Consider the following 23,819-nt stretch of genomic DNA (forward strand, 5'->3'; position numbering starts at 1 on the left):
CCCCTGCCCCCGGTTGCGAAGGCGGCGCGCTTTCAGCGCGTGGCGAACTTGATGCTGATCGCGGCCTTGGCCACGAGGCCGGGATTGGGCAGCGCGTTGAGGTACTGGGTGTAGCGCTTGTCGAAGGCGTTCTGGAGGATGAAATCCGCCTTGATCTGGTCGTTGACCCGGTAGGAGGCGAAGAAGTCCACCAGCGCGTAGGCCTTGGTCGCCAGGATGGTGGCGCCGGCCGGCAGGTCGGTGCGGGCATCCACGAGGTTGAGGCGGCTGCCCACCGTGAGGCGGTCGTCGAGGAAGCGCAGGCCGAGCGTCGCGCTGATCCGGTCGGGCGGCACGGTGACGAGGCTCTGGCGGGTCGCCCTGTCGCGCCCCTCGGTGTGGGTGGCGGCCAGCGAGACGAAGCCCCTGCCCCAGTCGTAGGCGCCCTCGAGTTCGACGCCCGAGAGCTCGGCCCGGGCGATGTTGAGGTACTGGAACGACTGGACCGGGATCACGCAGGGGAAGCGTCCGGGAATGCGGGCGCAGGTCGAAGCCGGGATGCCCGCGATGGCCGGCACGAAGTAGGTCGGCCCCACCGCCTGGATGTTGATGAAGTCGTCGATCTCGTTCTGGAAGACGTTGACCTTGGCCCGGAACACGTCCCCCGGAACCAGGACCTCGTTGTATTTCAGGTTGACGCCGCCCTCGACCGTGCGGGCCACCTCGGGGCGCAGGGTCGGGTTCGGCAGGATGCTGAAGGCCGGGAAGGGGTGGATGCCCTGGACCAGCGTCTCGGTGATCGAGGGCGCGCGGTAGCCCTCCGCGTAGGTGCCGTAGAGCTCGATGCCGGGCAACGGCGAGACGCCCACCGTGATCTTCGGGGACACCCGCTCGCCGCTGGAGCGGTAGATTCCGCCCGACAGTTCGTAGGTGTCGTAGCGCAGGGCCCCGATCACCCGGAGCCAGTCGGCGTAGCGGATCTCGTCCTGCACGAAGGCGCCGGCCAGCGAGCGCTCGCCCGAGGGCGTGAAGGCGCTGCCGAAGCCGCCGGCCTTGTCGGTGGTGTGGACGCTGTTGCGCACGACGTCGCCGCCGATGGTCAGCGCGTGGCTGAGCGCCCAGGTGTCGAAGCGCGCGGTGTTGTGGACGTCGAGGCCCGTGGTCTCGATGTCGTAGGTGATGCGGTCGCCCGCGCGGGTGCCGAGGCGGCCGTAGAGGCCGCTCGCGGTGTCCTGCAGGTAGGTCAGGTCGTTGTGCGTGGTGGTGGTGTAGCCCTTGATGCTGAGATCGAGCAGGGGCACGTCCGGCCGGCTGAACCGGTAGCCCAGCGTGTAGGTGTCGGCCTGCACCGCATTGGCGAATCGCGCGCCGGCGTTGCTGGTGCCCGCGTTGGCGAAGTCGAAGCGCTGCAGCAGCGCCGTGCCGCTGATCTCGTGCCCGTCGGCGGGGCGGAGGTTGAATTTGGCGAGCCCCGAGGTCAGTTCGTTGCCGGTGTCGCGCACCAGGGTGCCGAGGCCGTCGCGGTACGGTCCGTTGTTGCGGAACACGAACTGCCCGAACACGTCGGCCGCCGTACCGATGCGGGCGCCGAGCGCCGTGGAGTTGATGAATTTCTGGCCGTTGGTGCCGAAGCCCTGCTTCTGCACGGCGCCGGCCGTCTCGTCGGGGGCCAGGATGTCGTCGATAGAGCGGGTCCGGAAGGAAGCGACGCCGCCGATGGCGCCCGACCCGTAGATGGTGGCGGTCGGCCCCCGGGTGATGTCGACGCCGCCGACGAGTTCGGGATCGAGGTAGAACACGCCGTTGGCGCTGTGGCCCGAGGTCTGGAAATCCTGGCGCGCGCCGTCGACCAGCACGTTGACGCGCCCGAAATCCTGCAGGCCCCGGATGTTGATCGCCTGGGCCGGGTCGTTCTGGTTCTCCTGGGTGGTGACGCCGGGCACGTCGCGCAGCACGTCCGAGAGCCGGCTCGGCTGGATGCGCTCGATCTGCTCAGCTGTGACGACGCTGGTGCCCGAGAGCGCGTCGACCGCCGAACCGGGGGTCTTGGTGGAGGAGACCGAGATGGTATCGAGGCTGACATCGGCATCGGCCGGTCCCGCGCGGACGGGTGTGGGCGCCGGAGCCTGCCCTGGACTCTGCGCCTGCGCGGCGCCGAGGGCCGCGCACGAGACGCCGAGCGCCAGCCAGGCGCGGTGAGACGATCGGGACATGGGGAAATCCGCCGGGAACGCAGTCGAACGATTGGCTGGCTGGCGGAGGGCTGGCTGGCTGGTGCCCGGGTGGTCTGGGGGGCGCGCCCCGACGGGTCAACGGAGGGGACGCAGCCGCGATCTGGAGGCGTTCGGATCTGCCATCGGGCGAATCTGAAGCCGTTCCAGGCTTGCGAAAACTTCGCTCACGCCTGTGGCATGGATGCCACACGGCGCTGCGGCAGGACGAAGGGCTGGCCGGGTCCCGGAATCTGGCCGACGCGCCAGGGCACGCCGAACACGTCCGCCAGGAGGTCGTCCCGGACGATGTCGGCCGGGGCACCGCGGGCGACGATGCGCCCGGCCTCCATCACCACCAGGGTGTCGGCATAGGCCGCCGCGAGGTTGAGGTCGTGCAGGATCGCCACCACGGCGGCGCCCTCGGCGGCGATCCGCGCGGCGGCGTCCAGGAGGCTCGACTGGTGGCGCAGGTCGAGGCTCGCGGTCGGCTCGTCCAGGAACAGCACCTGGCGCGGCGCCACGGTCCGCCCGGCCGCGAGCTGGCACAGGGCCCGGGCGAACTGCACCCGGGCCTGCTCGCCCCCGGAGAGGGTCGCGTAGATCCGGTCCGCCAGGTGGGCGACGTCGGCGCGGCGCAGGGCCTCCTCGAGGATCGCATCGCGCGCGGCGCGTCCGAGACGGCGACCGATGCCGTCGAGACCGATCCGCGCCACCTCGGCGGCGGCGAACGGGAAGGTCAGGCGCGCCGCCTGCGGCATCACCGCCCGCAGGGTCGCGAGGCGCCAGGGCGGGATCGCCGCCGCCGGCTCGCCCGCATAGGCGAGGGTGCCGGCGAGCGGCCGCAACTCCCCGCTGAGGAGCCGCAGCAGGGTGGATTTGCCGGCACCGTTGGGACCGACGATGACCTGTACCGTTCCGGGATCGGCCCGGATGTCGGCCGCCTCCACGAGGCACCGTCCGCCCGCCGCGTAGGTCAGGCCCCGGCCGAGGAGGAGCGGCGCCTCACTCATGGGCGACGCGCGACCGGCCGAGCAGCAGCCAGAGGAAGACGGGCGCGCCGACCAGCGCCGTGACGATGCCGATCGGCAGTTCGGCGGGTGCCACGACGAGGCGCGCGGCCACGTCCGCCAGCACCAGCAGGGTCCCGCCGAGGAGGGCGCATGCGGGCAGGAGGCGGCGGTGCTCGGGGCCGATGACGAGGCGCAGGGCATGGGGGACGACGAGGCCGACGAAGCCGATGACCCCGGCCGCCGCCACGCCGGCCCCCACCGCCACGGCGACCAGCAGGATGACGCAGCGCTTGAGGCGCTCCACCGCGATTCCGAGGTGGAAGGCCTCCGCCTCGCCCAGGACCAGGGCGTTGAGGCCGCGCCCCAGGAACGGCACGAGGACGAGGACGGGCAGGATCGCGGGGGCGCTCGCCGCCACCTTGGTCCAGGTGGCGCCTCCCAGGCTGCCCAGCGACCAGAAGGTGAGGTCGCGCAGCTGCCGGTCGTCGCTGGCATAGACCAGGAGGCCCGTCAGCGCACCGGTCAGGGCCGCGAGGGCGATGCCGGCGAGAAGCAGGGTCGCCACGGCGGTGCGCCCGCCCCGGGAGGCCACCGCGTAGAGCCCGAGGGTCGCCGCGAGCCCGCCCAGGAACGCCGCAACGGGCAGGGTGGCGTAGGGCAGAGGGCCGGAGAGGCCGAGGGTTGCCCGCAGGCGATCCCCGAGGACGATCACCGCCGCGGCGGCCAGCCCCGCCCCGGCCGAGACGCCGACGAGGGCGGGATCGGCGAGGGGGTTCCGGAACAGGCCCTGCATCAGGGCACCGGAGACCGCGAGGCCGGCGCCCACGAGGAGGCCGAGGAGCGTGCGCGGCAGCCGGATGTTGAGGATCACCAGGGCCTCGCGCGCCAGGTCCGGGTCCCCTCCCCCCTGCAGCAGGACCGCGACGACGCGGCCCGGCGGGATCGCGACCGCGCCGAGGCCGAGGGAGGCCAGCACCGCGCCCGCCAGGGCCAGGCCGAGGACCGCGAAGACGAGGAGACCGGACCCGCGTGCGGCGGACGCCCTACCCCGCGCCTCAGCCACGCCGGAGGTCCGGATAGGCCCGCCGCATCACTGTGTCCGCCGCCTCGGGGGTGCGCGGGCCGAAGCCGAGGAGCGTGAGCCCGTCCAGGGTCACCAGGGCCTGGCGGGCGGCCGCCGGGCTCTGGGCCAGGGCGGTCCCGGGGGCGAACACGGCCTCCGGCGTCGGCGGGCTGCCCTCCGAGGCCATCATCACGACGAGATTTGGGGCGGCGGCCACGATCGCCTCGTCGGTGATCGGCTTGAAGCCCTCGATCCGATCGGCCGCGTTGCGGATGCCGGCGAGCGCCAGGATGCCGTCCGCCGTCGAGTTGCGCCCCCCGACCATGACCCGGCCGTTGGCGAGGGAGAGGACGACGAGGGCCCCGATCGGGCGCTCCACGCGAGCCCGCGCCTGCGCCAGGGCCGTGAAGCGGGCGGCGACCGCCTGCCTCAGGGCCTCGGCTTCCGCCGCGAGCCCCGCGAGGCGGCCGACAGCCAGGATCTTGTCGAGGACGCCCTCGGCGGAGGGCGGCTCGCGCACCCACCGGACCGGCACGCCCGCCTCCTCCACCAGCGCCAGCACGGCGGGCGGCCCTGCGCCCTCCGCCGCGATGACGAGATCGGGGCGCACGGAGAGCAGCCCCTCGGCCGAGAGCGCCCGCAGGTAGCCGGCATTCGGCTTCTGCCGCAGCACCTCGGCGGGGAAGGTGCTGGTGGTGTCGACGACGGCGATGCGCGGGCCGGCGCCGAGGTCCCACAGGATCTCGGTCACGGCGCCCCCGAGGGAGGCGATGCGGGTGGCCGTCCCGCCCGCGGCGGGCGGCCCGTCCGCGACGGCGGGCGCAGCCGCCCGCGCGGGACGGAGCATCAGGGCGCAGCCGGCGGCGAGGAACGCGGCACGGCGGGTCGGGTCGGGCGCGCGGGTCATTTGGTGAGGATCAGCTTGTCGTTGGCGGTGATCCGCAGGCGGTAGCGATCCCCGCCGTGCAGGATGGTGATCTCGCGCTGCCCGCGCAGGAGAGATTGCGAGCTGATCTGCGCCGTCGCTCCCGCCGGCGGCATCGGGATCGCGGGTTCCTGAACCGCGGGGGGTACGGAATCGACACCGTCCGGCTGGGACATCTTGTAGGACTTCCAAGGTATGTCTTTTCGTTGTAACAACTAAAAAGAACATCGACAGGCATGTACGGTGATAAATACGCTCGACAGATAGCACAAGCCGGTCTATCGCCCGGTTCGACCAAGCGGATCGTCGAAGAGGTGTCCCGTGTTCATTGCCATGAATCGCTTCAAGGTCGTCAAGGATGCCACCGCCGAGTTCGAGCAGGTCTGGCTCGGGCGCGACAGTCACCTCGGCGAGATGCCGGGCTTCGTCGAATTCCATCTCCTGAAGGGGCCCGAGCACGAGGACCATGTCCTCTACGCCTCGCACACCGTCTGGCGCTCGAAGGCCGAGTTCGAGGCCTGGACGCGCTCGGAGCAGTTCCGGAAGGCCCACAGCCGGGTGCCCTCGACGAAGCCGCTCTACCTGGGACATCCGAACTTCGAGGGCTTCGAGGCGGTCACGGCCTGAGGGCCGCCGGTCAGGCCCTCGGCCCGGCCGCTTTCTGAGGACTCACGCTCGCCCGGGTCCGGGGCGCCGCAGCCCGGCCGCCAGCGGCAGCGCGCCGGCGCAGAGCGCCGCCATGCCCCAGAACGCCTCCGCCCCGAAGCGGCCGTAGAGCCACCCGGCCAGCCCGGTCAGGACGGTGTTGGCGAGCCCGAGCCCCAGGGTGGCGTAGAGGGTCTGGGCGGTGGCGCCCCCGCGCCCGGGTACGAGGTCGGCCAGCAGGCGCATGTTGGCGAGGTGGAGCAGCGCGAAGGTGAACCCGTGCAGGGCCTGGCCGAGGGCCAGCATCGGCACCGCCACCGTCGTCGCCATGATCGCCCAGCGTAAGATTCCGGCGGCGGCGGCCAGCATCGCCGCCCCGGCGGTGCCCAGGCGCGCCAGCAGCCATGATCCGCCAAGGACGAACACGGCGACCTCCGAGAGCACCGCCAGGGACCAGAGCAGGCTGACCGTGCCGGGGCCGAGGCCCGCCGCGCGCCAGCGGATCACCGCGAAGGCCTCGTGCAGGGCGTGGCTGCCGATGACCAGGGCCGCCACGACGAGCACCCGCCGGAAGAGCGGCGCGGCCAGCAGGCCGCGCAGGTTCGGGGCTGCCAATCCGTCTGCCTCCGCTCGGGCGGGAGGCGGAGCCGCCGGAACCCGGCCCGCGGCCAGGGCGGTGAGGAGGAACAGGAGGCCGCTCGACACCAGGATGCTGCCGAGGCCCGCCCAGGCGACGGCCTGCCCTGAGAGCAGGGTGGCGAGGATGAACGCGGCCGATCCGGCCCCCCGGACCCAGCCGTAGGCGAAGGCCCGCCCCCGCTCGATCGCCGCGATCTCGATCGCCGCGAGGGTGAGGGCGTCCGCCAGGGGCGCGAGGGCGGCAAGGGCCGCGGCCTGCGCAAGGCCGATGAACAGGAGCGCGAAAAAGCCGTGCCCGAGGAGCGTGGCGAAGGCGAGGAACCCCGCCGCCGAGGCCCCGGCGGCCAGGACGGCGCGGGTCGCGTCGAGACGGTCCGCGATCCGCCCCGCCAGGGGGCCGGCCAGGAGCCGTATCAGGGTGCCGGCGGCGAGCACGATGCCGATCTCGGAGGGGTCGAGGCCGCGCTCGCCGAGGAAGCTGGGCAGAAAGGGCGAGACGGTGCCGTAGGCGGCGTAGAGGCTGCCCTGCAGGAACACGAAGGCCGGGAAGGACCCGAGGGCGGGTCGTCCCGGCGCGGAGGGCGCGTGCACGGTCGGGCTCCCGGCGCGGGGTGGGGCGGGGCCGCGTCTCGCCCGTCCCTCCCCGATCGGGGAAAGCCCGTGCCGATCGCGGGCGGCTCAGGGTCGGCGCGTTCAGTCCATTCAGAGTTGATGCGTTCCGCGCATGCGGAGGAGTTCCAGGATCGCCAGGGCCATTGGCGCCCCGATGAGGAGCAGAGCAAAGATCAGGGCCATGCGTCACCTTCCGTCACGGTTGCGGCGGACCGGGGCCCGGGCGCCGTCCTTATCAATGCGGAACCGGCGCGATGGGTTCGCCGCCCCGCGCGGCCCTCAGCGCACCCAGACCTTCACGTCGTACTCCGCCGCCGTCCCGTCCGGGTTGATGATGAGGATGCGGTAGGTGTCGAGCCCCTCGAAGTTCTCCTCGGTCTCGTGGGTCATCCGGAGGCCGGGCGCGCGCTTGGCGCTGCAGGCGGCCAGCGGCGAGCCGGCCGCGTAGCGCGGGAAGGACTCGGTCTGCGCGAAGGTCACGGTACCGTGGCGCGGCGGCTCCAGGATGCGGGCCACCACGGGACCCTGCGACGCGCAGTCGGGGTAGAGGTAGGAGAAGAAGGCGATGGCGCGTGCCTCGCCCTTCGGCACCACCCGCGTCAGCGGGAAGGACTGGATGGGGACGGGCGTGCCGGGCGCGGTCCCGGCCGGGGGCGGCACCGGCATCTCCACCGCGCGCGCGGCGGACCATCCGGACAGCAGGAGGGCGGCGAGGAGAGAAATCAGCGGCTTCAGACGCATGACGGGCTCCGGGCCGTCCGACTCGGCCCCTCCCTCAGTCTAGAACGGAGCGGGCGACCGGCAAAGCCAGGGCGCCGGGCTCGCGCCCCGGGGGCCGGCCCCTCAGGCGGCCGGTCGGAGCGCCCTGCCCTGCGGCGCCTCGAAGCGCGCGAAGCGCAACGCCAGGGTCGGCAGGACGAGGAGATTGAGCACCGTCGAGGTGGCGAGGCCGCCGAGGATGACGATGGCCATCGGACCCTCGATCTCGCGGCCGGGCTCGCCGGCTCCGAGGGCCAGCGGCATCAGACCGAGGCCGGTGACGAGGGAGGTCATCAGGATCGGCACCATCCGGTCGGCGGCGCCGAGCACCGCCGTGTCGCGGTCCCAGGCCTGCCCCTCCTCCACCACGAGGTGCTCGTAATGCGCCACCATCATGATGGTGTTGCGCAAGCTGATCCCGAACAGGGTCACGAAGCCGACGATGGACCCCAGCGAGAGCACCGCCCCGGTGGCGAAGACCGCGAGCACGCCGCCCACGAAGGCGAAGGGCAGGTTGACCAAGACCAGCATCAGGTTGCGCAGGCTGCCCGTCACGATGGCGAGCAGCAGCACGATGCCGAGGCCGGCGAGCCCCGAATAGAGAAGGAGGTCGCGCCGGGCCCGCGCCTGCGCCTCGGCCGAGCCGGCGAAGCTCACGTAGGTTCCGGGGGCCAAGGCGACCTCGCGGGCGACCTTGCGCTTGGCGTCGGCAACGAAGCCGGCGATGTCGCGCCCCGTCACGTTGGCGGTGACCGCCTGGACCCGCTGCGCGCCCTCGTGCTGGACCTGGTAGCGGCCGGAGGTCTCGTAGATGTCCGCAACTTGTGCGAGGCGCACCACCCGGCCGCCGGAGCCGCGCAGGGGCAGGTCGCTCAGGGCCGAGAGCCGGCCGCGCGTGGCGGAATCGAGGATGACGAGGACGTTGAAGACCGCGTTGCCCGAATAGGTCTGGCCGACGATGTCGCCCTGGTAGGCGGTGCGCACCACCTCCATCACCTCGACGGCGGACAGGCCCCAGTGGCGCAGGTCGTTGGGCCTCAGGCCCACATTGACCTGGGGCAGGCCCGCCGGGGAGCTCTGTTGAATGTCGGCCGCGCCCCGCACCTCGGCGAGTTCGCGGGCGATGTCGCGGGCGGCCGTCTCGATCGCGGCGAGATCGTTGCCGAAGACGTTGATCACCACCGGCGCGGTGAAGCCCGAGACGGTCTCCTCGATCCGCTCGGTGAGGAAGGTCTTCAGGGAGAACGCGGCGCCCGGAAAGCCCGCCATCACGGCGCGGATGCGGGCCTCCGCCGCCCCCTGCCCCGCCCCGTCGAGGCCGGGCTCGAGGTCGATGTGGATCTCGCTGTAATGGGTGCCGGCGGTGTCCTGGCCGGCCTCGGCCCGGCCGATCTGCGCGGCGACCGCCCGGATGCCGGGGATCGCCTTCAGCTCGGCGGTGATGCGGGTGCCGAGACGCATCGATTCCTGCAGCGACGTGCCGGGGGCGGCCGCCATGTGCAGGATGAGGTGGCCCTCCTTGAGGTCGGGCAGGAAGGTCGAGCCGAAGAACGGCACCAAGGCGGCCCCCAGGAGGGTGACGAGGAGGCCGCAGGCCATGACGAGGGCGGGATACCGGTCGATCCGGGTCAGCAGGCTCGCGTAGTGGCGGCGGGCGGCGCGCATCACCGGCGGGTCGCGGGTGTCGGCCGCGCGCCGGCCGGTGAGCAGCCACATCGCGAGCGCCGGCGTCACCGTGAGGGCGACGGCCAGGGACGCCACCACCGCGAGGATGTAGGCCAGGCTCAAGGGTCCGAACAGCCGGCCGGCGATGCCCGACAGGGCGAGGACGGGCAGGAAGACCAGCAGCACCGCGATGGTGGCGTAGGCCACCGCCGTGCGCACCTCCAGGATCGCGTCGAGGACCACCCGCCCCTCGGGGCGCGGGCCGCCGAGGCGGCGGTTCTCGCGCAGGCGCCGGACCACGTTCTCGACGCCGATCACCGCGTCGTCCACCACCTCGCCGATGGCGATGGCGAGGCCCCCCAGCGTCATGGTGTTGAGGCTCTCGCCCAGCGCCTGGAGCGCCACCACGGCGGCGATGAGCGAGAGCGGGATCGCCAGGGCCGAGATGATGGCGGTGCGCCAGTCGTACAGGAAGACGAACAGCACCACGACCACGAGGATGCCGCCGAGCCCGAGGGCCTGCAGCACGTTGGCGTTGGCGATGGTGATGAAGTTGGCCGGCCGGAACAGGTCGGCGTGCAGGGTCACGCCCTCCCGCTCCAGGGCCGGGCGCAGGTCCTCCAGGGCCGCCTCGACCCGGGCGGTGACCGCGCGGGTGTTGGCACCGTACTGGGCCCCCACCATGAGGAGCACGCCGGGCCGGCCGTCCACCAGGGCGGCGCCGATGGCCGGCTCGCCGGTGGCGACCACGTTGGCGACGTCGGCGAGCGTCACGCTGGCCCCGCCCTCGTTGATCAGTACCGTGCGCGAGACCGCCTCGGGGCTGAGGGACTGCCCGTCGGTCTGGAGGGCGATGCGCTGGTTCGCCGTATCGACGAAGCCGGCCCCGCGCACGCCCGTGGCTTTCCGCGCGGCGGCCAGCACGTCGTTGACGCCGACGTTGAAGCGCACGAGGTCGTTGGGGCGGATCTGCACCTGGAGCGAGCGCACCGCGCCGCCATAGACCGAGACCTGGGCGATGCCCGGCACCGCGAGGAGGCGCAGGCGCAGCGTCCAGTCCGCCAGGGTGCGCAGGTCCATGTCGGAGCGGCTCTCGGTCGTCAGGCCGACCAGCAGCACCGTGCTGGTGGCGGAGGTGAGCGCCGTCATCGCCGGCGGCAGCACGCCCTGCGGCAGGCGTCCGGCGAGCGCCGTCAGCCGCTCGGTGACGAGCTGGCGCACCCGGTAGATGTCGCTGCCGGCCCCGAAGGTCACGGTGATCACCGACAGGCCCTGGATCGAACTCGAGCGCAGGGAGACCACCCCCGGCAGGCCGTTGACCGCGACCTCGATCGGCTGTGTCACCAGCACCTCGACCTGTTCCGGGTTAAGGCCGGGGGCCTCGGTCTGGATCACCACGGCGGGCGGCGCGAATTCCGGGAAGACGTCGTACTGGGCGTCCGCCAGCACCACGAAGCCGTAGGCGGCCAGCGCCAGGCTCAGCGCCAGGACGATGCCGCGGAAGCGTACCGCGAAGGCGACCAGCGCCGCCTGGGGCCCGCGCGCGTCCGACGCCCCGGGTCCCCTCGCCTCAATCGTCATCGACGCCGCCCGAGACCTGAAGCTGGCTCTTCATCTCCTCGGAGAGGAGCGCCTGAGCTCCCGAGAGCACGATCTCGGTGTCGCCGGGCAGGTCCTCCACCACGTAGGCGTCGGCCGACATCGGCGGGTCGGCCTTGAGCCGGTGGCGGGCGAAGGCGTCGGGGCTCACCGCCCGGTAGATCCAGGCCGCTCCCTGCCAATGCACCACCGCCTCCTCGGGCACGCTCAGGCCCGTGACGCTGCGGTCGGCCGCCAGGAAGGCCAGCATGCTCATGCCGGGCAGGAAGCCGCTGTCGCCCGGCACGGTGTAGAAGAAGCTCAGGCCCTGGATGCGCGGGTCCGTGCGGGTGGCGGGGGAGACGTAGGTCAGGGCGACCCGCGCGCTCTGGGGCGGCACCTCGGCGAAGGCCGCCGCCGGCGGGCCCTTCAGGCCCTCCCCCGGCGGCAGGGTGACCTGCACCAGGAAGTCGGTCCGCTCGATGAGCCGGGTGACGGTGGCCGAGCGCTCGACGATGGCCCGGCCGATCACCGGCCCCCATTCCTGCTGGGCGGTGGCCGAGAGGGTGCGCACCTGCGATTCCGCCGCCGCCAGGGCGGCCTGGTCGGTCTGGGCCGTGCCCCCGGCGGTCTCAAGCTGCACGGTGGTGGCGTATTGACCGAGCGACCTCGCCCGCTGCAGGGCGCTGCGCGAGACCTCGGCCCGGGCCTGGGCGGTCTGGAGGGCGGCCCGGGCGCTGGCATAGGCGTTGGTCAGGTCGGTGACCCGGGCCAGATCGAGGACGCTGCCATAGGCCTGCAGCTCCTCCCGGTGGTCGGCGAGGGGCCGGGCCTGCGTGACGATGCCGATGCGGGCGCGCTCGGCGGCCGAGAGGCGCACCACGGTGCGGCCCTCCTCCACGGCGGTGCGCTGGGCCGGCAGGTGCACGAATTTGGCCGGCCCGGGTCGGGCCTGAAGCGCTTCGAGGCGCTCGCGCACCGCGCCGAGGAGGGCACCGCCCTGGGGCGAGACGGCGAGGCCGCCGAGGCCGACCGTCAGCAGGCCGGCGAGGAGGAGGGATCGCCACGTCACCGGATGTCTCGCCCTCCCCGATTGGTCCGCGGCCGTGTCGCCGCCGCGTTCCGGGCCGGCATAACCTTATCCACCGGCATAGGGAATCGGCGCGCCCGTCGATAGCGCGGGCGGATCGATAGCGGGGGATGGGTGCGGCCCTGGGGGGCGCCAGCGGCGGAGGCGGGTGGATTTCGATGGCGGCGTTGCGCCGTGCAGCCTGTCCCCGCGCGGCGCGGCGGGCTATCCCGCCCCGGTCGCCGGCCGCGTGCCCGGCCTGAGCCCAGGGAGATCCGCCCATGCGCGTCCCGGAGACGCCCGCCGGACGCGCGGCCGAGCCGGCGGCCGCGGCCGAGTCGGCCGCCGCCTACCCGCTCCTCGTGTTCACGATGCTGCTCTGGGGCGGCAACGTGGTGGCGAGCAAGTGGGCGGCGGGCGAGGTCTCGCCCCAGGTGCTCACCTGCCTGCGCTGGGCCTTCGCCTGCCTCGCCCTGGCGCTGCCGGCGCGGGCAGGCTTCGTGGCGGAATGGGACCGGCTGGCCCGCCACTGGCGCTACGTCCTGCTGATGGGAGCCTGCGGCTACACCCTCTACGCCAGCCTGTTCTACGCCGCCGGGCTGTTCACCAGCGGCATCAACATCGCCCTGTTCCAGGGGTCGATCCCGGTTCTCGTCATCCTGATCAACTACGCCGTCCTCCGGGTGGCGGTGACGGGCGCGCAGGTGCTGGGCGTCGTCGTGACGCTCGCAGGCGCCGTGGTGGCGGCGACCCACGGCGACTGGCGCGTGCTCGCCACCTTCGCCTTCAACCGGGGCGACGTGCTGATGCTGGTCGCCTGCCTGCTCTATGCCGGCTACACCGTGGCGCTCTCGCGCAGGCCCAAGGTCTCGGGCCTGAGCTTCTTCACCGCGGTGGCGCTCTCGGCCCTCGTGACCTCCCTGCCGCCGCTCTACGCCGAATGGGCGCTGGGCCACACGATCTGGCCGACCCGCAAGGGCTGGGTCATCGTGCTGTTCGTGGCGCTGGGGCCTTCGCTCATCGCGCAGCTCGCCTTCATGCGCGGCGTCGAGCTGATCGGCCCGAACCGGGCCGGTCTCTTCGTCAACCTGGTCCCGATCTTCGGGGCGGGGCTCGCCATCCTGCTGGTGGGCGAGCCCTTCCGCTGGCACGAGGGCCTCGCGCTGGCGCTGGTCATCGGCGGCATCGCCATCGCCGAGCGCCTGGGGCGTCGGCGGGTGGCCTAGCCGCCCCCGCCGGCCGGACGACGCAGCTCGAACCGGGTCTCCGGTTCGGCGGTGAAGTAGTCGAAATAGCCGCCGCGCAGGATCGGCCGCATGGCGCCGGTGTCCACGAGGCCGTCCTTGACGAAGCGGTCGTCGATGTAGATCGAGACCACCTGCCCGATCACCAGGAAGTGCGAGGCGTCGCTGCCGTCGAGCGGCGTCAGCGGCACGGTCTGCAGCCACTTGCACTCGAGCGCGGCCGGCGATTCGGCGACCCGGGGCGGCCGCACCTTTCGCGAGGGCGCCGGGGTCAGGCCCGCGTAGGCGAACTCGCTCGTCCCCCGGGGCAGGGGCGCCGAGGTGGCATTCACCGCCTCGCGCAGGTCGTAGGTGGCGATGTTGCAGACGAACTCACCGCCCTCCTCCGCGAAGGTCATGGCGTCCTTGCGCCCGGCCGAGGAAAACATGACCATGTCGGGACCGGACGCCACCGCGTTGAAGTAGGAATAGGGCGCGAGGTTCACCGCGCCCTCGCGGTTCATCGCGCTGATCCAGCCGATCGGGCGCGGGGCCACCAGGGCCTTCAGCGGGTTGTGCGGCAGGCCCTTGGTCTCGGCGTCGTAATGCATGGGGTGCCCTTCAGAGCCGGGTGACGATGTCGGCCAGCACCGGTCGGGGCCGGTCGGGCGGCACCTCGTCGGCGCGCCCGATATGGATGAAGCCCGCGAGGCGCTCGCTGGGGTCGAGGCCGAGGACGTCGAGGATGCGGGAATCGTAGGCGAACCACTCGGTGAGCCAGGCGGTGGCGTAGCCCGCGGCGTTGGCCGCCACCACGAGGTTCATGGCTACGGCGCCGGCCGAGAGCACCTGCTCCCATTCCGGAATCTTGACGTGCGGCCCGGCCCGCGACACCACCGCCACCACCAGGGGCGCCAGGGCGAGGCGGTTGCGCTCGAGATCCAGGCGGGCGGCGTCGGCCTCCGGATGGTCGGCGGCGTAGGCCGCGGCGATCGCCTCGCCGATGCGGGTGCGGGCCTCGCCCGCGATCACCAGGAAGCGCCAGGGCGCCAGCTTGCCGTGGTCCGGCACCCGCGACGCGATGGTGAGGATGGCGTCGAGCTCGGCCGCGTCCGGGCCCGGCTCACTGAGGCGCAGCGGCGGGACCGAGCGGCGGGTGCGCAGGAGATCGAGGGTGGCGTTCATGGCATCCCTGGAGCAGGATCGGGCGGGTGGAGGCTGAGCCGTGGGAGGGCCCGGAGGCCGGACCGGCCTTGCCGCCGCCATGGTCCGGTTCCAGAGGGCGGGCACCGGGGCGCGGCGGCCGTTCGTGACATGGCGCGTCGGCGGCGGATTGGCAACGCCGGCGGGGCGCCCCGGTCGGGATTGGGAGGTGCGGGATGGCGCGGGCAGGGTACGGATCGGTCTTGCTGGGCTGCGCCCTCCTCCTCGGCGTCCATCCCGGGGCCGCCTCGGCGCAGGACGGAAACGCCTTCCACAACCGGATCGGGCCCAACCTCCCCTCCCCGTCCATGTCCGATCCCTCGGTGCCGCCGCTGCCCAGCGTGGCGAGCGCGGCCCTCACCCTCTCGGCGGTGTTCGCCGGGGGCGACAAGCCCCTGCGCTCGGGCCTCGCCTGGCGCGTCTACGAGGACCGCACGGACGGGGCGAAGCCCGCCATCGTCGCCCGCTCCGAGGCGGCCGAGCCGAGCTTCACCCTGGCGCCGGGCTCTTACGTCGCCACCGTGACCTACGGCTTCGCCAGCGCCTCGCGCCGCGTCGTCATGGCGGGCCGGCCGGCCTCCGAGCAGCTCAAGGTCAATGCCGGGGCGCTCAAGCTCTCGGGCGCCATCGGCGACGTGAAGCTCAGCCCCGACCAGCTCGCCTTCTCGGTCTTCGTGCCGATCGGGACGAATTCGGAGGGGCGCCTCGTGCGCAGCGGCGTCAAGGCGGGCGAACTCCTGCGCCTGCCCGAGGGCACCTACCACGTGGTCTCGACCTATGGCGGCTCGAACGCGATCCAGCGCGCCGACCTCAAGGTGGAGAACGGCAAGGTCACGGACGCCACCCTGAACCACCGCGCCGCCACCCTGACCCTGAAGCTCGTCGCGGCCGAGGGGGCGGAGGCCTTCGCCGGCACCGCCTTCAGCGTGCTGACGCCGGGCGGCGACACCATCCGCGAGGCCATCGGCGCCTTCCCGCAGGTGACCCTGGCGGAGGGCGACTACGTCCTCATCGCCCGCCACGACGGGCAGGTCTACACCCGCGAGTTCAAGGTCGAGAGCGGCCTGAACCGCGACGTCGAGGTCATCGCCAAGGCGTCCTGACGACGAGGGCACCGATGATCGTGGGGAGGAGGGCGCGGATGCGGCAGGTTTCGATCGGCGCCCTCGCCCTTCTCCTGGCGGCGATCCCGGCGGGCGCCCGAGCGCCGGACGGGGCCGAGCCGGGCCTCGACGCGGACACCGCCGCCCGCGTCACCGCCCTTCTCGGCCGCACCTTGCGGATGCCCGAGACCGCCCGCTACGGCCGCCTGCGCGCGGGCCGCGCGGGGGCGTTCTGCGGCGAGGTCGAGACCACCAACCGCATGGGCCAGCCGGTCGGCCCCCGGCACTTCGTCGCCGACCTCGATGCGGGGATCGCCGGCATCCTTCCCGACGGGCCGGAGCTGCGCAATCCGGGGAGCCCCCAGGATTACGCCGCCATGCAGCGCATCCTGACCCTATACGCGGCCAACTGCGCCGCCTGATCCGGGCTCCCTCCGGATAGGGTCCGGAGGGGGCCCGGCCTTCATCAGGGCGTCGGTGCCTCGCCGTGCTGGCCATCCAGGGCGACGTTCTCGCTCGGCACGGTCTCGACGACCGCATCCGCCCGGATGCGGTCCGGCGCGGTCGCCTCCGCCACCAGGGCGGCCAGGGTCTCGTCGAGGCCGCCGGTGCGGGTGTGCTGGCTGCCGAGGCGCCGCACCGAGACCGTGCGCTCCTCGCCCTCCTTGCGGCCGACGACCAGCATCACCGGGACCTTGGCGAGCGAGTGCTCGCGGACCTTGTAGTTGATCTTCTCGTTTCTCAGATCGGCCTCGACGCGCAGGCCGAGGCGGGTGGCGGCGGCCACGACCTCCCGGGCATAGGGGTCGGCGTCGCCCGTGATGGTGGCCACGACGATCTGCACAGGGGCGAGCCAGAGGGGGAAATGCCCCGCGAAATGCTCGATCAGGATGCCCGTAAAACGCTCCAGCGAGCCGCAGATGGCGCGGTGGACCATGACCGGGGGCTTCTTGCCGCTCTCGGCATCGACGTAGAACGCGCCGAAGCGCTCCGGCAGGTTGAAGTCGACCTGCGTGGTGCCGCACTGCCAGTCGCGCCCGATGGCGTCGCGCAGCACGTACTCGAATTTCGGCCCGTAGAAGGCGCCCTCCCCCGGGTTGATCGCGGTCTTGATGCGGCCGCCGGACTGCTCCTCGATCTGGGTGAGCACGCGGGTCATGACCTCTTCGGCATGGTCCCAGAGGGCGTCCGACCCGACCCGCTTCTCGGGGCGGGTCGAGAGCTTCACCACGATCTCGCCGAAGCCGAAATCCGCGTAGGTGGAGAGGATCAGGTCGTTGATCTTCAGGCACTCGTCGGCGAGCTGGTCCTCCGTGCAGAAGATGTGCGCGTCGTCCTGGGTGAAGCCGCGCACCCGCATCAGCCCGTGCATGGCCCCCGACGGCTCGTAGCGGTGGACCACCCCGAACTCGGCCATGCGTAAGGGAAGGTCGCGATAGGATTTCAGCCCGTGCTTGAAGATCATCACGTGGCCGGGGCAGTTCATGGGCTTCAACGCGAACCAGCGCTTGTCCTCGGCCTCGTCGCCGGCGCTCTGGGCCGCGAACATGTTCTCGCGGTACCAGCCCCAGTGGCCGGAGGTCTCCCACAGGGCCTTGTCGAGGATCTGGGGGGCGTTGACCTCCTGGTAGTCGCCGCGCAGGCGCCGGCGCATGTAGGCGATCAATTCCTGGAACACCGTCCAGCCCTTGGCGTGCCAGAACACGACGCCCGGCCCCTCCTCCTGGAAGTGGAACAGGTCCATCTCGCGCCCCAGGCGCCGGTGGTCGCGGCGCTCGGCCTCCTCCAGCCGGTGCAGGTAGGCGTCGAGGTCCTCCTTCGTGGCCCAGGCGGTGCCGTAGATGCGGGTCAGCATTGGGTTGTTGGAATCACCCCGCCAATAGGCGCCCGCCACCTTCATCAGCTTGAAGGCGGTCCCGACCTTGCCCGTCGAGGTCATGTGCGGGCCGCGGCAGAGGTCGAACCAGTCGCCCTGGCGATAGACCTTCAGGTCTTCGCCGGGCGGGATCGCGTCCACCAGTTCGACCTTGTAGGCCTCGCCCTTCTCGGCAAAGAGCGCCCGGATGTCGTCCCGCTTCCAGATCTCCTTCGTGAAGGGGGCGTCGCGGGCGATGACCTCGCGCATCTTCGCCTCGATCTTCGGGAAGTCCTCCGGCGTGAAGGGCTCGGCCTTCGCGAAGTCGTAGTAGAACCCGTTCTCGATCACCGGGCCGATGGTGACCTGCGTGCCCGGCCACAGGGCCTGCACCGCCTCGGCCAGCACGTGGGCGCAGTCGTGCCGGATCAGCTCGAGGCTGCGCGGGTCGGCGCGGTCGAGGAACTCGATGCGCGCATCGTGCGCGATCGTGTCGTCGAGGTCGCGCACGGTGCCGTCGAGCGCCATGGCGACGGTGCGCTTGGCCAGGGACTTGGCGATGCCCTCGACGACGGCACGGCCGGTGATCGCGGCGTCGTAGCTGCGGGTGTTGCCGTCGGGGAAGGTCAGGATCGGCATGGCCGGTGGCTCCTTGGAGGCTCACTCCTGCGTACGCGGCAGGTAAGCGGGGGCGGGTCGTGATCGGGGCGGCTGCCAGTGCGGCGCCGCGCCCGGCCGTTTAGACCCATTCGCATTGGGAAGGAATGCGCATTGGGCAGGAAGGAGAAACGCCACGCGATCCCATCCCGCTCCGGCCCTGACAATTCCCGGGGATCATCAATCCCCGCGTCCCGTGGTGGCGGCCGATCAATTGACAACGTGGGCGCGAGACGACTGATGCTGGCCGACCACCGGGCCCCGAGCACGGTCGAGATCAAGAAAACATCCACGCCACAGAACAAAAGTCCGGTCCCGACGGGGCGCAGGGCGATCGCCGGGAGACACGTTCATGCCGAGCCCCGCACAGACGGTACATCCCGAGGGCATCGCGATCACGACGACCGCCCAGGTACCGGGGGCGCACACGCCCGTGGGCCAGGTCCCGGCGCGGAAGCTGTGGCCTCATGGCTGGTGGCGCCTCGTCGACCTGCAGATCGGCATCATCCCGCTGCCGGTCTACGTGATCCTGGTGGCGCTGCTCTCGGTGCTGACCGCCGAGGGCGAGATCAAATCCGATGCGCCGACGATGATCGCCGTCCTGGTGCTGGGGGGCTTCACCTGCGCGGAGATCGGCAAGCGCCTGCCGGTCCTGCGCCAGATCGGAGCGGGGGCGATCTTCGCCACCTTCATCCCCTCGGCGCTGGTCTATTACGCGCTGATCCCGGGGCCGATCGTCAAGGCGATCACGGACTTCACCAAGTTCACCAACTTCCTCTACCTCTACATCGCGGCGATCATCGTCGGCAGCATCCTGGGCATGGACCGGGCGGTGCTGATCAAGGGCTTCCTCAAGATCTTCGTCCCCCTCGGCCTCGGCTCCCTGGCGGCGGGCTGCGTCGGAACCCTGGTGGGCACGCTCCTCGGGCTGGGTGCCCACCACACGTTCTTCTTCATCGTCGTGCCGATCATGGCCGGCGGTGTCGGCGAGGGCGCGATCCCGCTCTCCATCGGCTATGGGGCGATCCTCGGCATTCCGCAGGGCGACGTCTTCGCCCAGGTGCTGCCGCCGGTGATGCTGGGCAGCCTCACGGCGATCATCCTGGCCGGCACCCTGAACTGGGTGGGCAAGCGCAATCTGCACCTCACCGGCGAGGGCCGCCTGCAGCCCGACACCGAGAACGACATGGAGGCGGGCACGCCCGTCGAGACCGGCCCGATCGACGCCGCCACGGTGGCGGCGGCCGGCCTGACGGCGGTGACGCTCTACCTGCTGGGCGTGATGTGCCACCACCTCACCGGCCTGCCCGCCCCCGTGGCGATGCTGTTCCTTGCGGTACTGGCCAAGCTCGCCAGCGCGGTCTCGCCCCGGCTCCAGGCCGGCGGCTTCATCGTCTACAAGTTCGTGCAGGTCGGCATGACCTACCCGCTGCTCTTCGCCATCGGCGTCTCGCTCACCCCCTGGGACAAGCTGGTGGCGGCCTTCACGCTCCCCAACCTCATCACCATCGTGGCCACCGTCGTCACCCTGATGGCGACGGGCTACGCCGTCGGGCGCCGCCTCGGCATGTACCCGATCGAGACCGCCATCGTGAACGCCTGCCACAGCGGCCAGGGCGGCACCGGTGACGTGGCGATCCTCACCGCCGCCAACCGGATGGCGCTGATGCCGTTCGCGCAGATCGCCACCCGCATCGGCGGCGCGCTCACGGTGACGGGGACGCTGGTGTTTCTGAAGTGGATCACGGCGGCGCCGGTCTGAGAGCCGGGTGCCGGCCCGAGGCGTCGCGGCAGGCTATCGTCCTGGATCTTCACGTGCTTGTGAATGACTTTCCCTGGGCGATAGTCTGATTTTGTCGTGCGTCTTGCGGTCGAAGGGCAATCGAAGCGAGCGGATAAACAGACCTTAAGAGGTTCAGGGCCAGAATACCCTCAGGATGACCTGAACGGTACGGCGTGCCGAGGCCTCCTGCGAGGAAGGTCCGGCGCGGTTCGATGCATGTCTGTCCGGGGAACGCGATCCCAGATGAGAACGGTTCGTTGCCGAGGTGGGTCGAGGCCGAACTCCGACGGCCCTGGTCGCAGATCGGCTTCGGCGCCGCCCTCGAAGCGCGATATCAGCGCGCGATCGAGCCGGGCCGCACGCGCCGCTACATCCTCTGCCACCTCTCCGGGATGGCTGTCTTCGACCTCTTCATCTTCATCAACGCCCTCGTCATTCCCGACGTTCTCGCGCTGGTGATCGTCCTCGATCTCGCGGTCCTCACGCCCGCGCTGCTCGTTCTGGTCTGGCTGATGCACCGGAGGATCGTTCCGTCCGTCCTCGCCAGTACCCTCTTCCTGTTCCCGATCATCGGCACGATGCTGGCGCTGATGCTGGCGTCGCACATGCAGAACGCCGTGATGATCGCGTTCGCGATCCCGATGGTCATGGTCTACGGCTGCATCGCCCTGCCGCTCCCGGTCCCCCAGGCGGCCATCGTGGCGATCGGTGCCACGATGCTCACGGCCGGGGCCGTCGCGTTCCATCCCCGGTTCGACCTCGGCGGCGGTCTGTTCGCCATCATGCTCAACCTCAGCATGGCCGGCTACCTGCTGTTCGCCGCCTTCCGCAACGAGATCAGCGAACGGCGCTTCTATCTCCTGAACCTGCGCGATGCGCTGCGGTCCGAGAGCCTGGTCGAGCGGAACCGGACGCTGCTCAGCCTCTCCGACACCGATGGCCTGACCGGCATCGGGAACCGTCGGGCCTTCGATGCCCGGCTCGAGAGCGTCTGGCGCGACCAGGGTCCGTGCCGGACGCCGGTCGCCCTGATGATGATCGACATCGATCACTTCAAGCGCCTCAACGACACCTACGGCCATCTCGGCGGCGATGCCTGCCTGCGGGCGGTGGCGGCCATCGTCGACGGGACGATGCGGGACCCGGCCGCGGCCACCTTCCGGTACGGCGGCGAGGAATTCGCGGTGATCCTGGTCGGGCCGGAGGCCGGGCGGGTCGACGTGATCGCCGAGCAGGTCCGCAGGTCCGTCGAGGCCGCCCCGGTGTCCCTCCCGGGCGGTCCCCAGGGCGGCGTCGGTGTCACCGTGAGCATCGGGTGCGTCGCGATGGTGCCGGACGCCGATCGTCCGCACGTGACGCCGATCGCCATAGCCGACGCGGCCCTGTATCGGGCCAAGCTGAAGGGGCGCAACCGGGTCCAGATGGGGCTCGCGGCTCCCGATGCGGTCCTGCAGGTCGCCTGAACGGCGGGATCGGCCGAACAGGACCCGCAACGGGACCGGCCTCACCCGCTCTCGACCGCCTCGCAGGCGAAGGGCGAGGGCGGCGCGTTCACGCCGCGCCAGCGGCCGTAGCGCCAGGGCGTGAACCAGGCGGCCCGCGCCGGCAGCGCCTCCGGCACGAGGTCGATGCCGTGGGTGCCGAAGGGGCCGCAGCGGCAGATGCGGGAAAACCCGATCCAGCCGCCCGCCCAGAGCCCGTGCCGCTGGATCGCCCCGTCCGTATAGGTCGAGCACGAGGGCCAGTGCCGGCACTGGCGGCCGATCAGGCTCGACAGGGTGAGCTGGTAGCCCCGGATCGCCCCGTGGGCGAGGCGGCGAAGCAGCATGCTACTCGGCCGCCACCGCCCCGGCCTCGACCCGGTCGAGGGCATCCACCACCGCGTCGAAGGTCAGGAGCGTCGAGGCGTGGCGGGCCTTGAAGTCGCGCACCGGCTCCAGCACGGCGAGGTCGGCCCAGGCGCCCGCCGGCGCCGGCCCGTTCTCCTTGAGCATCCGCCGCATCGCGGCGCGGACCTCGCGCAACTCCTGGGCGCTGGCGCCGACCACGTGGCGCGCCATCAGCGAGGACGAGGCCTGGCCCAGGGCGCAGGCCTTCACCTCGTGGGCGAAATCGGTGACCGTGCCGTCCCGCACCGCCAGATCCACCGTGACGGTGGAGCCGCAGAGCTTCGAATGCGCGGTGGCGCTGGCATCCGGGGCGGCGAGACGCCCGAGGCGCGGGATGTCGGCAGCCAGTTCGAGGATGCGACGGTTGTAGATGTCGTCGAGCATGGCGTTCCGTTCCGTCTGCGACCTGATCCGCGCGGCCCGCCGGGAGGCCGGCAGGCCGCCGGCTTCCGATCCGAAGGGCTGATCCGCGCGGCCCGCATTGCGCGTCGGCGCGATAACGTCGATATAGGCGCCAACGCACCGTTTCGCGAGGAGGCGGCTCGTCGACCCTGGCCGCGCCCACGGCCCGGGTCGCGCCACGGCAGACGGCACCGTCCGGGCATCGGCCGCTTCACGGCCCCATGGTTCGACGATGTACGCAAAGCCTGACAGCCACCCGATGACGACCCGGATCGCCCGGGCGGAAGATGCCATGGATGCCGCGCTCAAGTCCCTCTCCTACCGCCTGACCGAGACGGAGGAATCCGGGATGGAACCGACCCGCCAGAACGGCGCCCTCAGCGCCATGCGCAACGACAACGCGCGCGTCGCCGAGGCGCCCGAGCCCGAGATCGCCCCCCTGCCCGCCTCCGCCCAGCGGGTGCCGGACGCCATCGCCACCGGCCGCCCGAGCCGCGAGGAGGCCGAGGCCGCCGTGCGCACGCTCCTGCGCTGGGCCGGCGACGACCCGACCCGCGAGGGCCTGCGCGACACCCCGGCCCGGGTGGTGAAGGCCTACGGCCAGATCTTCGGCGGCTACGAGCAGGACGCCGACGCGCTCCTCGAGCGGGTCTTCGAGGAGGTCGAGGGCTATTCCGATATCGTGCTGGTGCGCGACATCCCGTTCTACTCCCATTGCGAGCACCACATGGTGCCCTTCATGGGACTGGCGCACATCGCCTACTACCCGACCAAGGGCGTGGTCGGCCTGTCGAAGCTCGCCCGCGTGGTCGACACCTTCGCCCGCCGCCTGCAGACCCAGGAGACCATGACGGCGCAGATCGCCGACGTGATCGAGAGCATCCTCAAGCCCCGCGGCATCGCCGTGATGGTCGAGGCCGAGCACCTCTGCATGGCCATGCGCGGCGTCCAGAAGGCCGGCGTCTCCACCATCACCACCCAGTTCCGCGGCGCCTTCCGCAACGACGCCAACGAGCAGGTCCGCTTCCTCACCCTCGTGCGCAACAAGTCCTGAGCCGGCCCGCGATGACGTCTGTCTCCCGATGACCCGCGCCTTCCCGGAGCCGGGCAGCCGGGCCGAGGTCGAGGAGGGGGCGGCCTTCACCCCCCGCTTCGACGCCAACGGCCTCGTCTCCTGCATCGCCGTCGATGCTGCCGACGGGCAGGTGCTCATGCTCGCCCACATGAATGCCGAGTCGCTGGCCCGCACCCTGGAGACCGGCGAGGCCTGGTACTGGTCGCGCTCCCGCGGCGAGCTCTGGCACAAGGGCGCCACCAGCGGTCAGGTCCAGCGCGTCGTCGAGATGCGGGTCGATTGCGACCAGGACGCCGTGCTGATCCGCGTCGCGGTCGGCGGCGACGGCGGTTGCTGCCACACCGGCCGGCGCGCCTGCTTCTATCGCCGCGTCGATCACGATCCGGCGACCGGGCAGGCGACCCTGCGGCCCGCCGATGCCTGATCCCGGTGCGATGCGGACCTGTCCGAGGCGGCCCCCGTCGTGCGTTCC

At 71.9% G+C, this 23,819-nt stretch carries 22 protein-coding genes; 8 read left to right on the forward strand and 14 right to left on the reverse strand.

All coding sequences use genetic code 11. The annotated features are described in order from the left end of the window. Nucleotides 1-32: 32 nt before the first annotated feature. The 5 genes from MKK58_RS16910 to MKK58_RS16930 form a co-directional block, all read right to left on the reverse strand. Nucleotides 33-2,192: a TonB-dependent hemoglobin/transferrin/lactoferrin family receptor gene (locus MKK58_RS16910; protein WP_243913147.1), complete on the reverse strand. Its 2,160-nt coding sequence runs from the start codon at nt 2,190-2,192 to the stop codon at nt 33-35. Between the two features lie 185 nt (nt 2,193-2,377). Next, nucleotides 2,378-3,202, reverse strand: coding sequence for a heme ABC transporter ATP-binding protein (locus tag MKK58_RS16915; RefSeq protein ID WP_243913149.1), 825 nt, complete (start codon nt 3,200-3,202; stop codon nt 2,378-2,380). Next, nucleotides 3,195-4,265 carry a FecCD family ABC transporter permease gene (locus MKK58_RS16920; RefSeq protein WP_409565261.1) on the reverse strand — a complete coding sequence of 357 codons (1,071 nt, stop codon included), beginning with the start codon at nt 4,263-4,265 and terminating at the stop codon, nt 3,195-3,197. The genes MKK58_RS16915 and MKK58_RS16920 overlap by 8 nt, the downstream gene beginning before the upstream one ends. Continuing rightward, complete coding sequence (locus tag MKK58_RS16925; RefSeq protein ID WP_243913151.1) at nt 4,258-5,172, reverse strand: hemin ABC transporter substrate-binding protein; 915 nt, start codon at nt 5,170-5,172, stop codon at nt 4,258-4,260. The genes MKK58_RS16920 and MKK58_RS16925 overlap by 8 nt, the downstream gene beginning before the upstream one ends. Further along, nucleotides 5,169-5,366, reverse strand: a complete 198-nt coding sequence (locus tag MKK58_RS16930) for a hemin uptake protein HemP (RefSeq protein WP_243913153.1) — start codon at nt 5,364-5,366, stop codon at nt 5,169-5,171. The genes MKK58_RS16925 and MKK58_RS16930 overlap by 4 nt, the downstream gene beginning before the upstream one ends. A gap of 145 nt (nt 5,367-5,511) precedes the next feature. On the opposite strand from MKK58_RS16930, the gene MKK58_RS16935 reads away from it, so the two are divergent. Then, the gene (locus tag MKK58_RS16935; protein WP_243913155.1) at nt 5,512-5,817 is read left to right on the forward strand and encodes an antibiotic biosynthesis monooxygenase family protein; all 306 of its coding nucleotides are present in this window, start codon (nt 5,512-5,514) and stop codon (nt 5,815-5,817) included. A gap of 42 nt (nt 5,818-5,859) precedes the next feature. On the opposite strand, the gene MKK58_RS16940 is transcribed toward MKK58_RS16935, so the two are convergent. The 4 genes from MKK58_RS16940 to MKK58_RS16955 all read right to left on the reverse strand — a co-directional run bounded on the left by MKK58_RS16940 (nt 5,860) and on the right by MKK58_RS16955 (nt 12,160). Further along, complete coding sequence (locus tag MKK58_RS16940; protein WP_243913157.1) at nt 5,860-7,065, reverse strand: MFS transporter; 1,206 nt, start codon at nt 7,063-7,065, stop codon at nt 5,860-5,862. A gap of 300 nt (nt 7,066-7,365) precedes the next feature. Continuing rightward, entirely contained in the window at nt 7,366-7,827 is a 462-nt protein-coding gene (locus tag MKK58_RS16945) for a hypothetical protein (RefSeq protein WP_243913159.1), read from the reverse strand. Between the two features lie 102 nt (nt 7,828-7,929). Continuing rightward, nucleotides 7,930-11,091 carry an efflux RND transporter permease subunit gene (locus tag MKK58_RS16950; RefSeq protein WP_243913160.1) on the reverse strand — a complete coding sequence of 1,054 codons (3,162 nt, stop codon included), beginning with the start codon at nt 11,089-11,091 and terminating at the stop codon, nt 7,930-7,932. Then, the gene (locus tag MKK58_RS16955) at nt 11,081-12,160 is read right to left on the reverse strand and encodes an efflux RND transporter periplasmic adaptor subunit (protein WP_243913161.1); all 1,080 of its coding nucleotides are present in this window, start codon (nt 12,158-12,160) and stop codon (nt 11,081-11,083) included. Before MKK58_RS16955 ends, MKK58_RS16950 begins: the two co-directional genes overlap by 11 nt. Nucleotides 12,161-12,438: 278 nt before the next feature. Here MKK58_RS16955 and MKK58_RS16960 point away from each other — a divergent pair, with 278 nt between their 5' ends. Continuing rightward, entirely contained in the window at nt 12,439-13,383 is a 945-nt protein-coding gene (locus MKK58_RS16960; RefSeq protein ID WP_243913162.1) for a DMT family transporter, read from the forward strand. Here MKK58_RS16960 and MKK58_RS16965 read toward each other — a convergent pair. Next, complete coding sequence (locus MKK58_RS16965) at nt 13,380-13,991, reverse strand: flavin reductase family protein (RefSeq protein ID WP_243913163.1); 612 nt, start codon at nt 13,989-13,991, stop codon at nt 13,380-13,382. The genes MKK58_RS16960 and MKK58_RS16965 overlap by 4 nt on opposite strands. Nucleotides 13,992-14,001: 10 nt before the next feature. After that, on the reverse strand, nt 14,002-14,565 hold the full coding sequence (locus MKK58_RS16970; protein ID WP_243913164.1) for a nitroreductase: 564 nt from the start codon (nt 14,563-14,565) through the stop codon (nt 14,002-14,004). Between the two features lie 194 nt (nt 14,566-14,759). Here MKK58_RS16970 and MKK58_RS16975 point away from each other — a divergent pair, with 194 nt between their 5' ends. Continuing rightward, the gene (locus MKK58_RS16975; protein ID WP_243913165.1) at nt 14,760-15,686 is read left to right on the forward strand and encodes a hypothetical protein; all 927 of its coding nucleotides are present in this window, start codon (nt 14,760-14,762) and stop codon (nt 15,684-15,686) included. A gap of 38 nt (nt 15,687-15,724) precedes the next feature. After that, on the forward strand, nt 15,725-16,108 hold the full coding sequence (locus MKK58_RS16980) for a hypothetical protein (protein ID WP_243913167.1): 384 nt from the start codon (nt 15,725-15,727) through the stop codon (nt 16,106-16,108). Nucleotides 16,109-16,152: 44 nt separating this feature from the next. On the opposite strand, the gene thrS is transcribed toward MKK58_RS16980, so the two are convergent. Then, a complete protein-coding gene (gene thrS, locus MKK58_RS16985) occupies nt 16,153-18,180 on the reverse strand; it encodes a threonine--tRNA ligase (RefSeq protein ID WP_243913169.1) in 2,028 nt (675 codons plus the stop codon). A gap of 370 nt (nt 18,181-18,550) precedes the next feature. Here thrS and MKK58_RS16990 point away from each other — a divergent pair, with 370 nt between their 5' ends. Next, complete coding sequence (locus MKK58_RS16990; RefSeq protein ID WP_243913171.1) at nt 18,551-19,960, forward strand: 2-hydroxycarboxylate transporter family protein; 1,410 nt, start codon at nt 18,551-18,553, stop codon at nt 19,958-19,960. A gap of 278 nt (nt 19,961-20,238) precedes the next feature. Further along, a complete protein-coding gene (locus MKK58_RS16995; protein ID WP_243913172.1) occupies nt 20,239-21,444 on the forward strand; it encodes a GGDEF domain-containing protein in 1,206 nt (401 codons plus the stop codon). 41 nt (nt 21,445-21,485) lie between these two features. Here the strand turns inward: MKK58_RS16995 and yidD are convergent, their stop codons facing one another. Together yidD and MKK58_RS17005 are read right to left on the reverse strand one after the other, a co-directional pair. Next, nucleotides 21,486-21,806: a membrane protein insertion efficiency factor YidD gene (gene yidD, locus MKK58_RS17000; protein WP_243913236.1), complete on the reverse strand. Its 321-nt coding sequence runs from the start codon at nt 21,804-21,806 to the stop codon at nt 21,486-21,488. Between the two features lie 4 nt (nt 21,807-21,810). Further along, on the reverse strand, nt 21,811-22,254 hold the full coding sequence (locus MKK58_RS17005) for an iron-sulfur cluster assembly scaffold protein (protein ID WP_243913173.1): 444 nt from the start codon (nt 22,252-22,254) through the stop codon (nt 21,811-21,813). Nucleotides 22,255-22,504: 250 nt separating this feature from the next. Between MKK58_RS17005 and folE the strand changes: the two genes are divergently transcribed. Together folE and hisI are read left to right on the forward strand one after the other, a co-directional pair. Beyond that, a complete protein-coding gene (gene folE, locus MKK58_RS17010) occupies nt 22,505-23,326 on the forward strand; it encodes a GTP cyclohydrolase I FolE (RefSeq protein WP_243913174.1) in 822 nt (273 codons plus the stop codon). A 28-nt stretch (nt 23,327-23,354) separates the two neighbouring features. After that, nucleotides 23,355-23,771 (forward strand): phosphoribosyl-AMP cyclohydrolase, encoded by a 417-nt coding sequence (hisI, locus tag MKK58_RS17015; protein WP_243913175.1) that lies wholly within the window; start codon nt 23,355-23,357, stop codon nt 23,769-23,771. The last annotated feature ends 48 nt before the right edge of the window (nt 23,772-23,819 follow it).

The organism is Methylobacterium sp. J-078, assembly GCF_022829285.1.
Taxonomy (GTDB): Bacteria; Pseudomonadota; Alphaproteobacteria; order Rhizobiales; family Beijerinckiaceae; genus Methylobacterium.

Coding starts and splice junctions, on each gene's coding strand:
- MKK58_RS16910 (WP_243913147.1), bottom strand. CDS start 2,192: ATGTCCCGATCGTCTCACCGCGCCTGGCTGGCGCTCGGCGTCTCGTGC.
- MKK58_RS16980 (WP_243913167.1), top strand. CDS start 15,725: ATGCGGCAGGTTTCGATCGGCGCCCTCGCCCTTCTCCTGGCGGCGATC.
- MKK58_RS16945 (WP_243913159.1), bottom strand. CDS start 7,827: ATGCGTCTGAAGCCGCTGATTTCTCTCCTCGCCGCCCTCCTGCTGTCC.
- MKK58_RS16965 (WP_243913163.1), bottom strand. CDS start 13,991: ATGCATTACGACGCCGAGACCAAGGGCCTGCCGCACAACCCGCTGAAG.
- thrS (WP_243913169.1), bottom strand. CDS start 18,180: ATGCCGATCCTGACCTTCCCCGACGGCAACACCCGCAGCTACGACGCC.
- MKK58_RS16950 (WP_243913160.1), bottom strand. CDS start 11,091: ATGACGATTGAGGCGAGGGGACCCGGGGCGTCGGACGCGCGCGGGCCC.
- MKK58_RS16960 (WP_243913162.1), top strand. CDS start 12,439: ATGCGCGTCCCGGAGACGCCCGCCGGACGCGCGGCCGAGCCGGCGGCC.
- MKK58_RS16970 (WP_243913164.1), bottom strand. CDS start 14,565: ATGAACGCCACCCTCGATCTCCTGCGCACCCGCCGCTCGGTCCCGCCG.
- MKK58_RS16930 (WP_243913153.1), bottom strand. CDS start 5,366: ATGTCCCAGCCGGACGGTGTCGATTCCGTACCCCCCGCGGTTCAGGAA.
- hisI (WP_243913175.1), top strand. CDS start 23,355: ATGACCCGCGCCTTCCCGGAGCCGGGCAGCCGGGCCGAGGTCGAGGAG.
- MKK58_RS16925 (WP_243913151.1), bottom strand. CDS start 5,172: ATGACCCGCGCGCCCGACCCGACCCGCCGTGCCGCGTTCCTCGCCGCC.
- MKK58_RS16990 (WP_243913171.1), top strand. CDS start 18,551: ATGCCGAGCCCCGCACAGACGGTACATCCCGAGGGCATCGCGATCACG.
- MKK58_RS16975 (WP_243913165.1), top strand. CDS start 14,760: ATGGCGCGGGCAGGGTACGGATCGGTCTTGCTGGGCTGCGCCCTCCTC.
- MKK58_RS16915 (WP_243913149.1), bottom strand. CDS start 3,202: ATGAGTGAGGCGCCGCTCCTCCTCGGCCGGGGCCTGACCTACGCGGCG.
- MKK58_RS17005 (WP_243913173.1), bottom strand. CDS start 22,254: ATGCTCGACGACATCTACAACCGTCGCATCCTCGAACTGGCTGCCGAC.
- folE (WP_243913174.1), top strand. CDS start 22,505: ATGTACGCAAAGCCTGACAGCCACCCGATGACGACCCGGATCGCCCGG.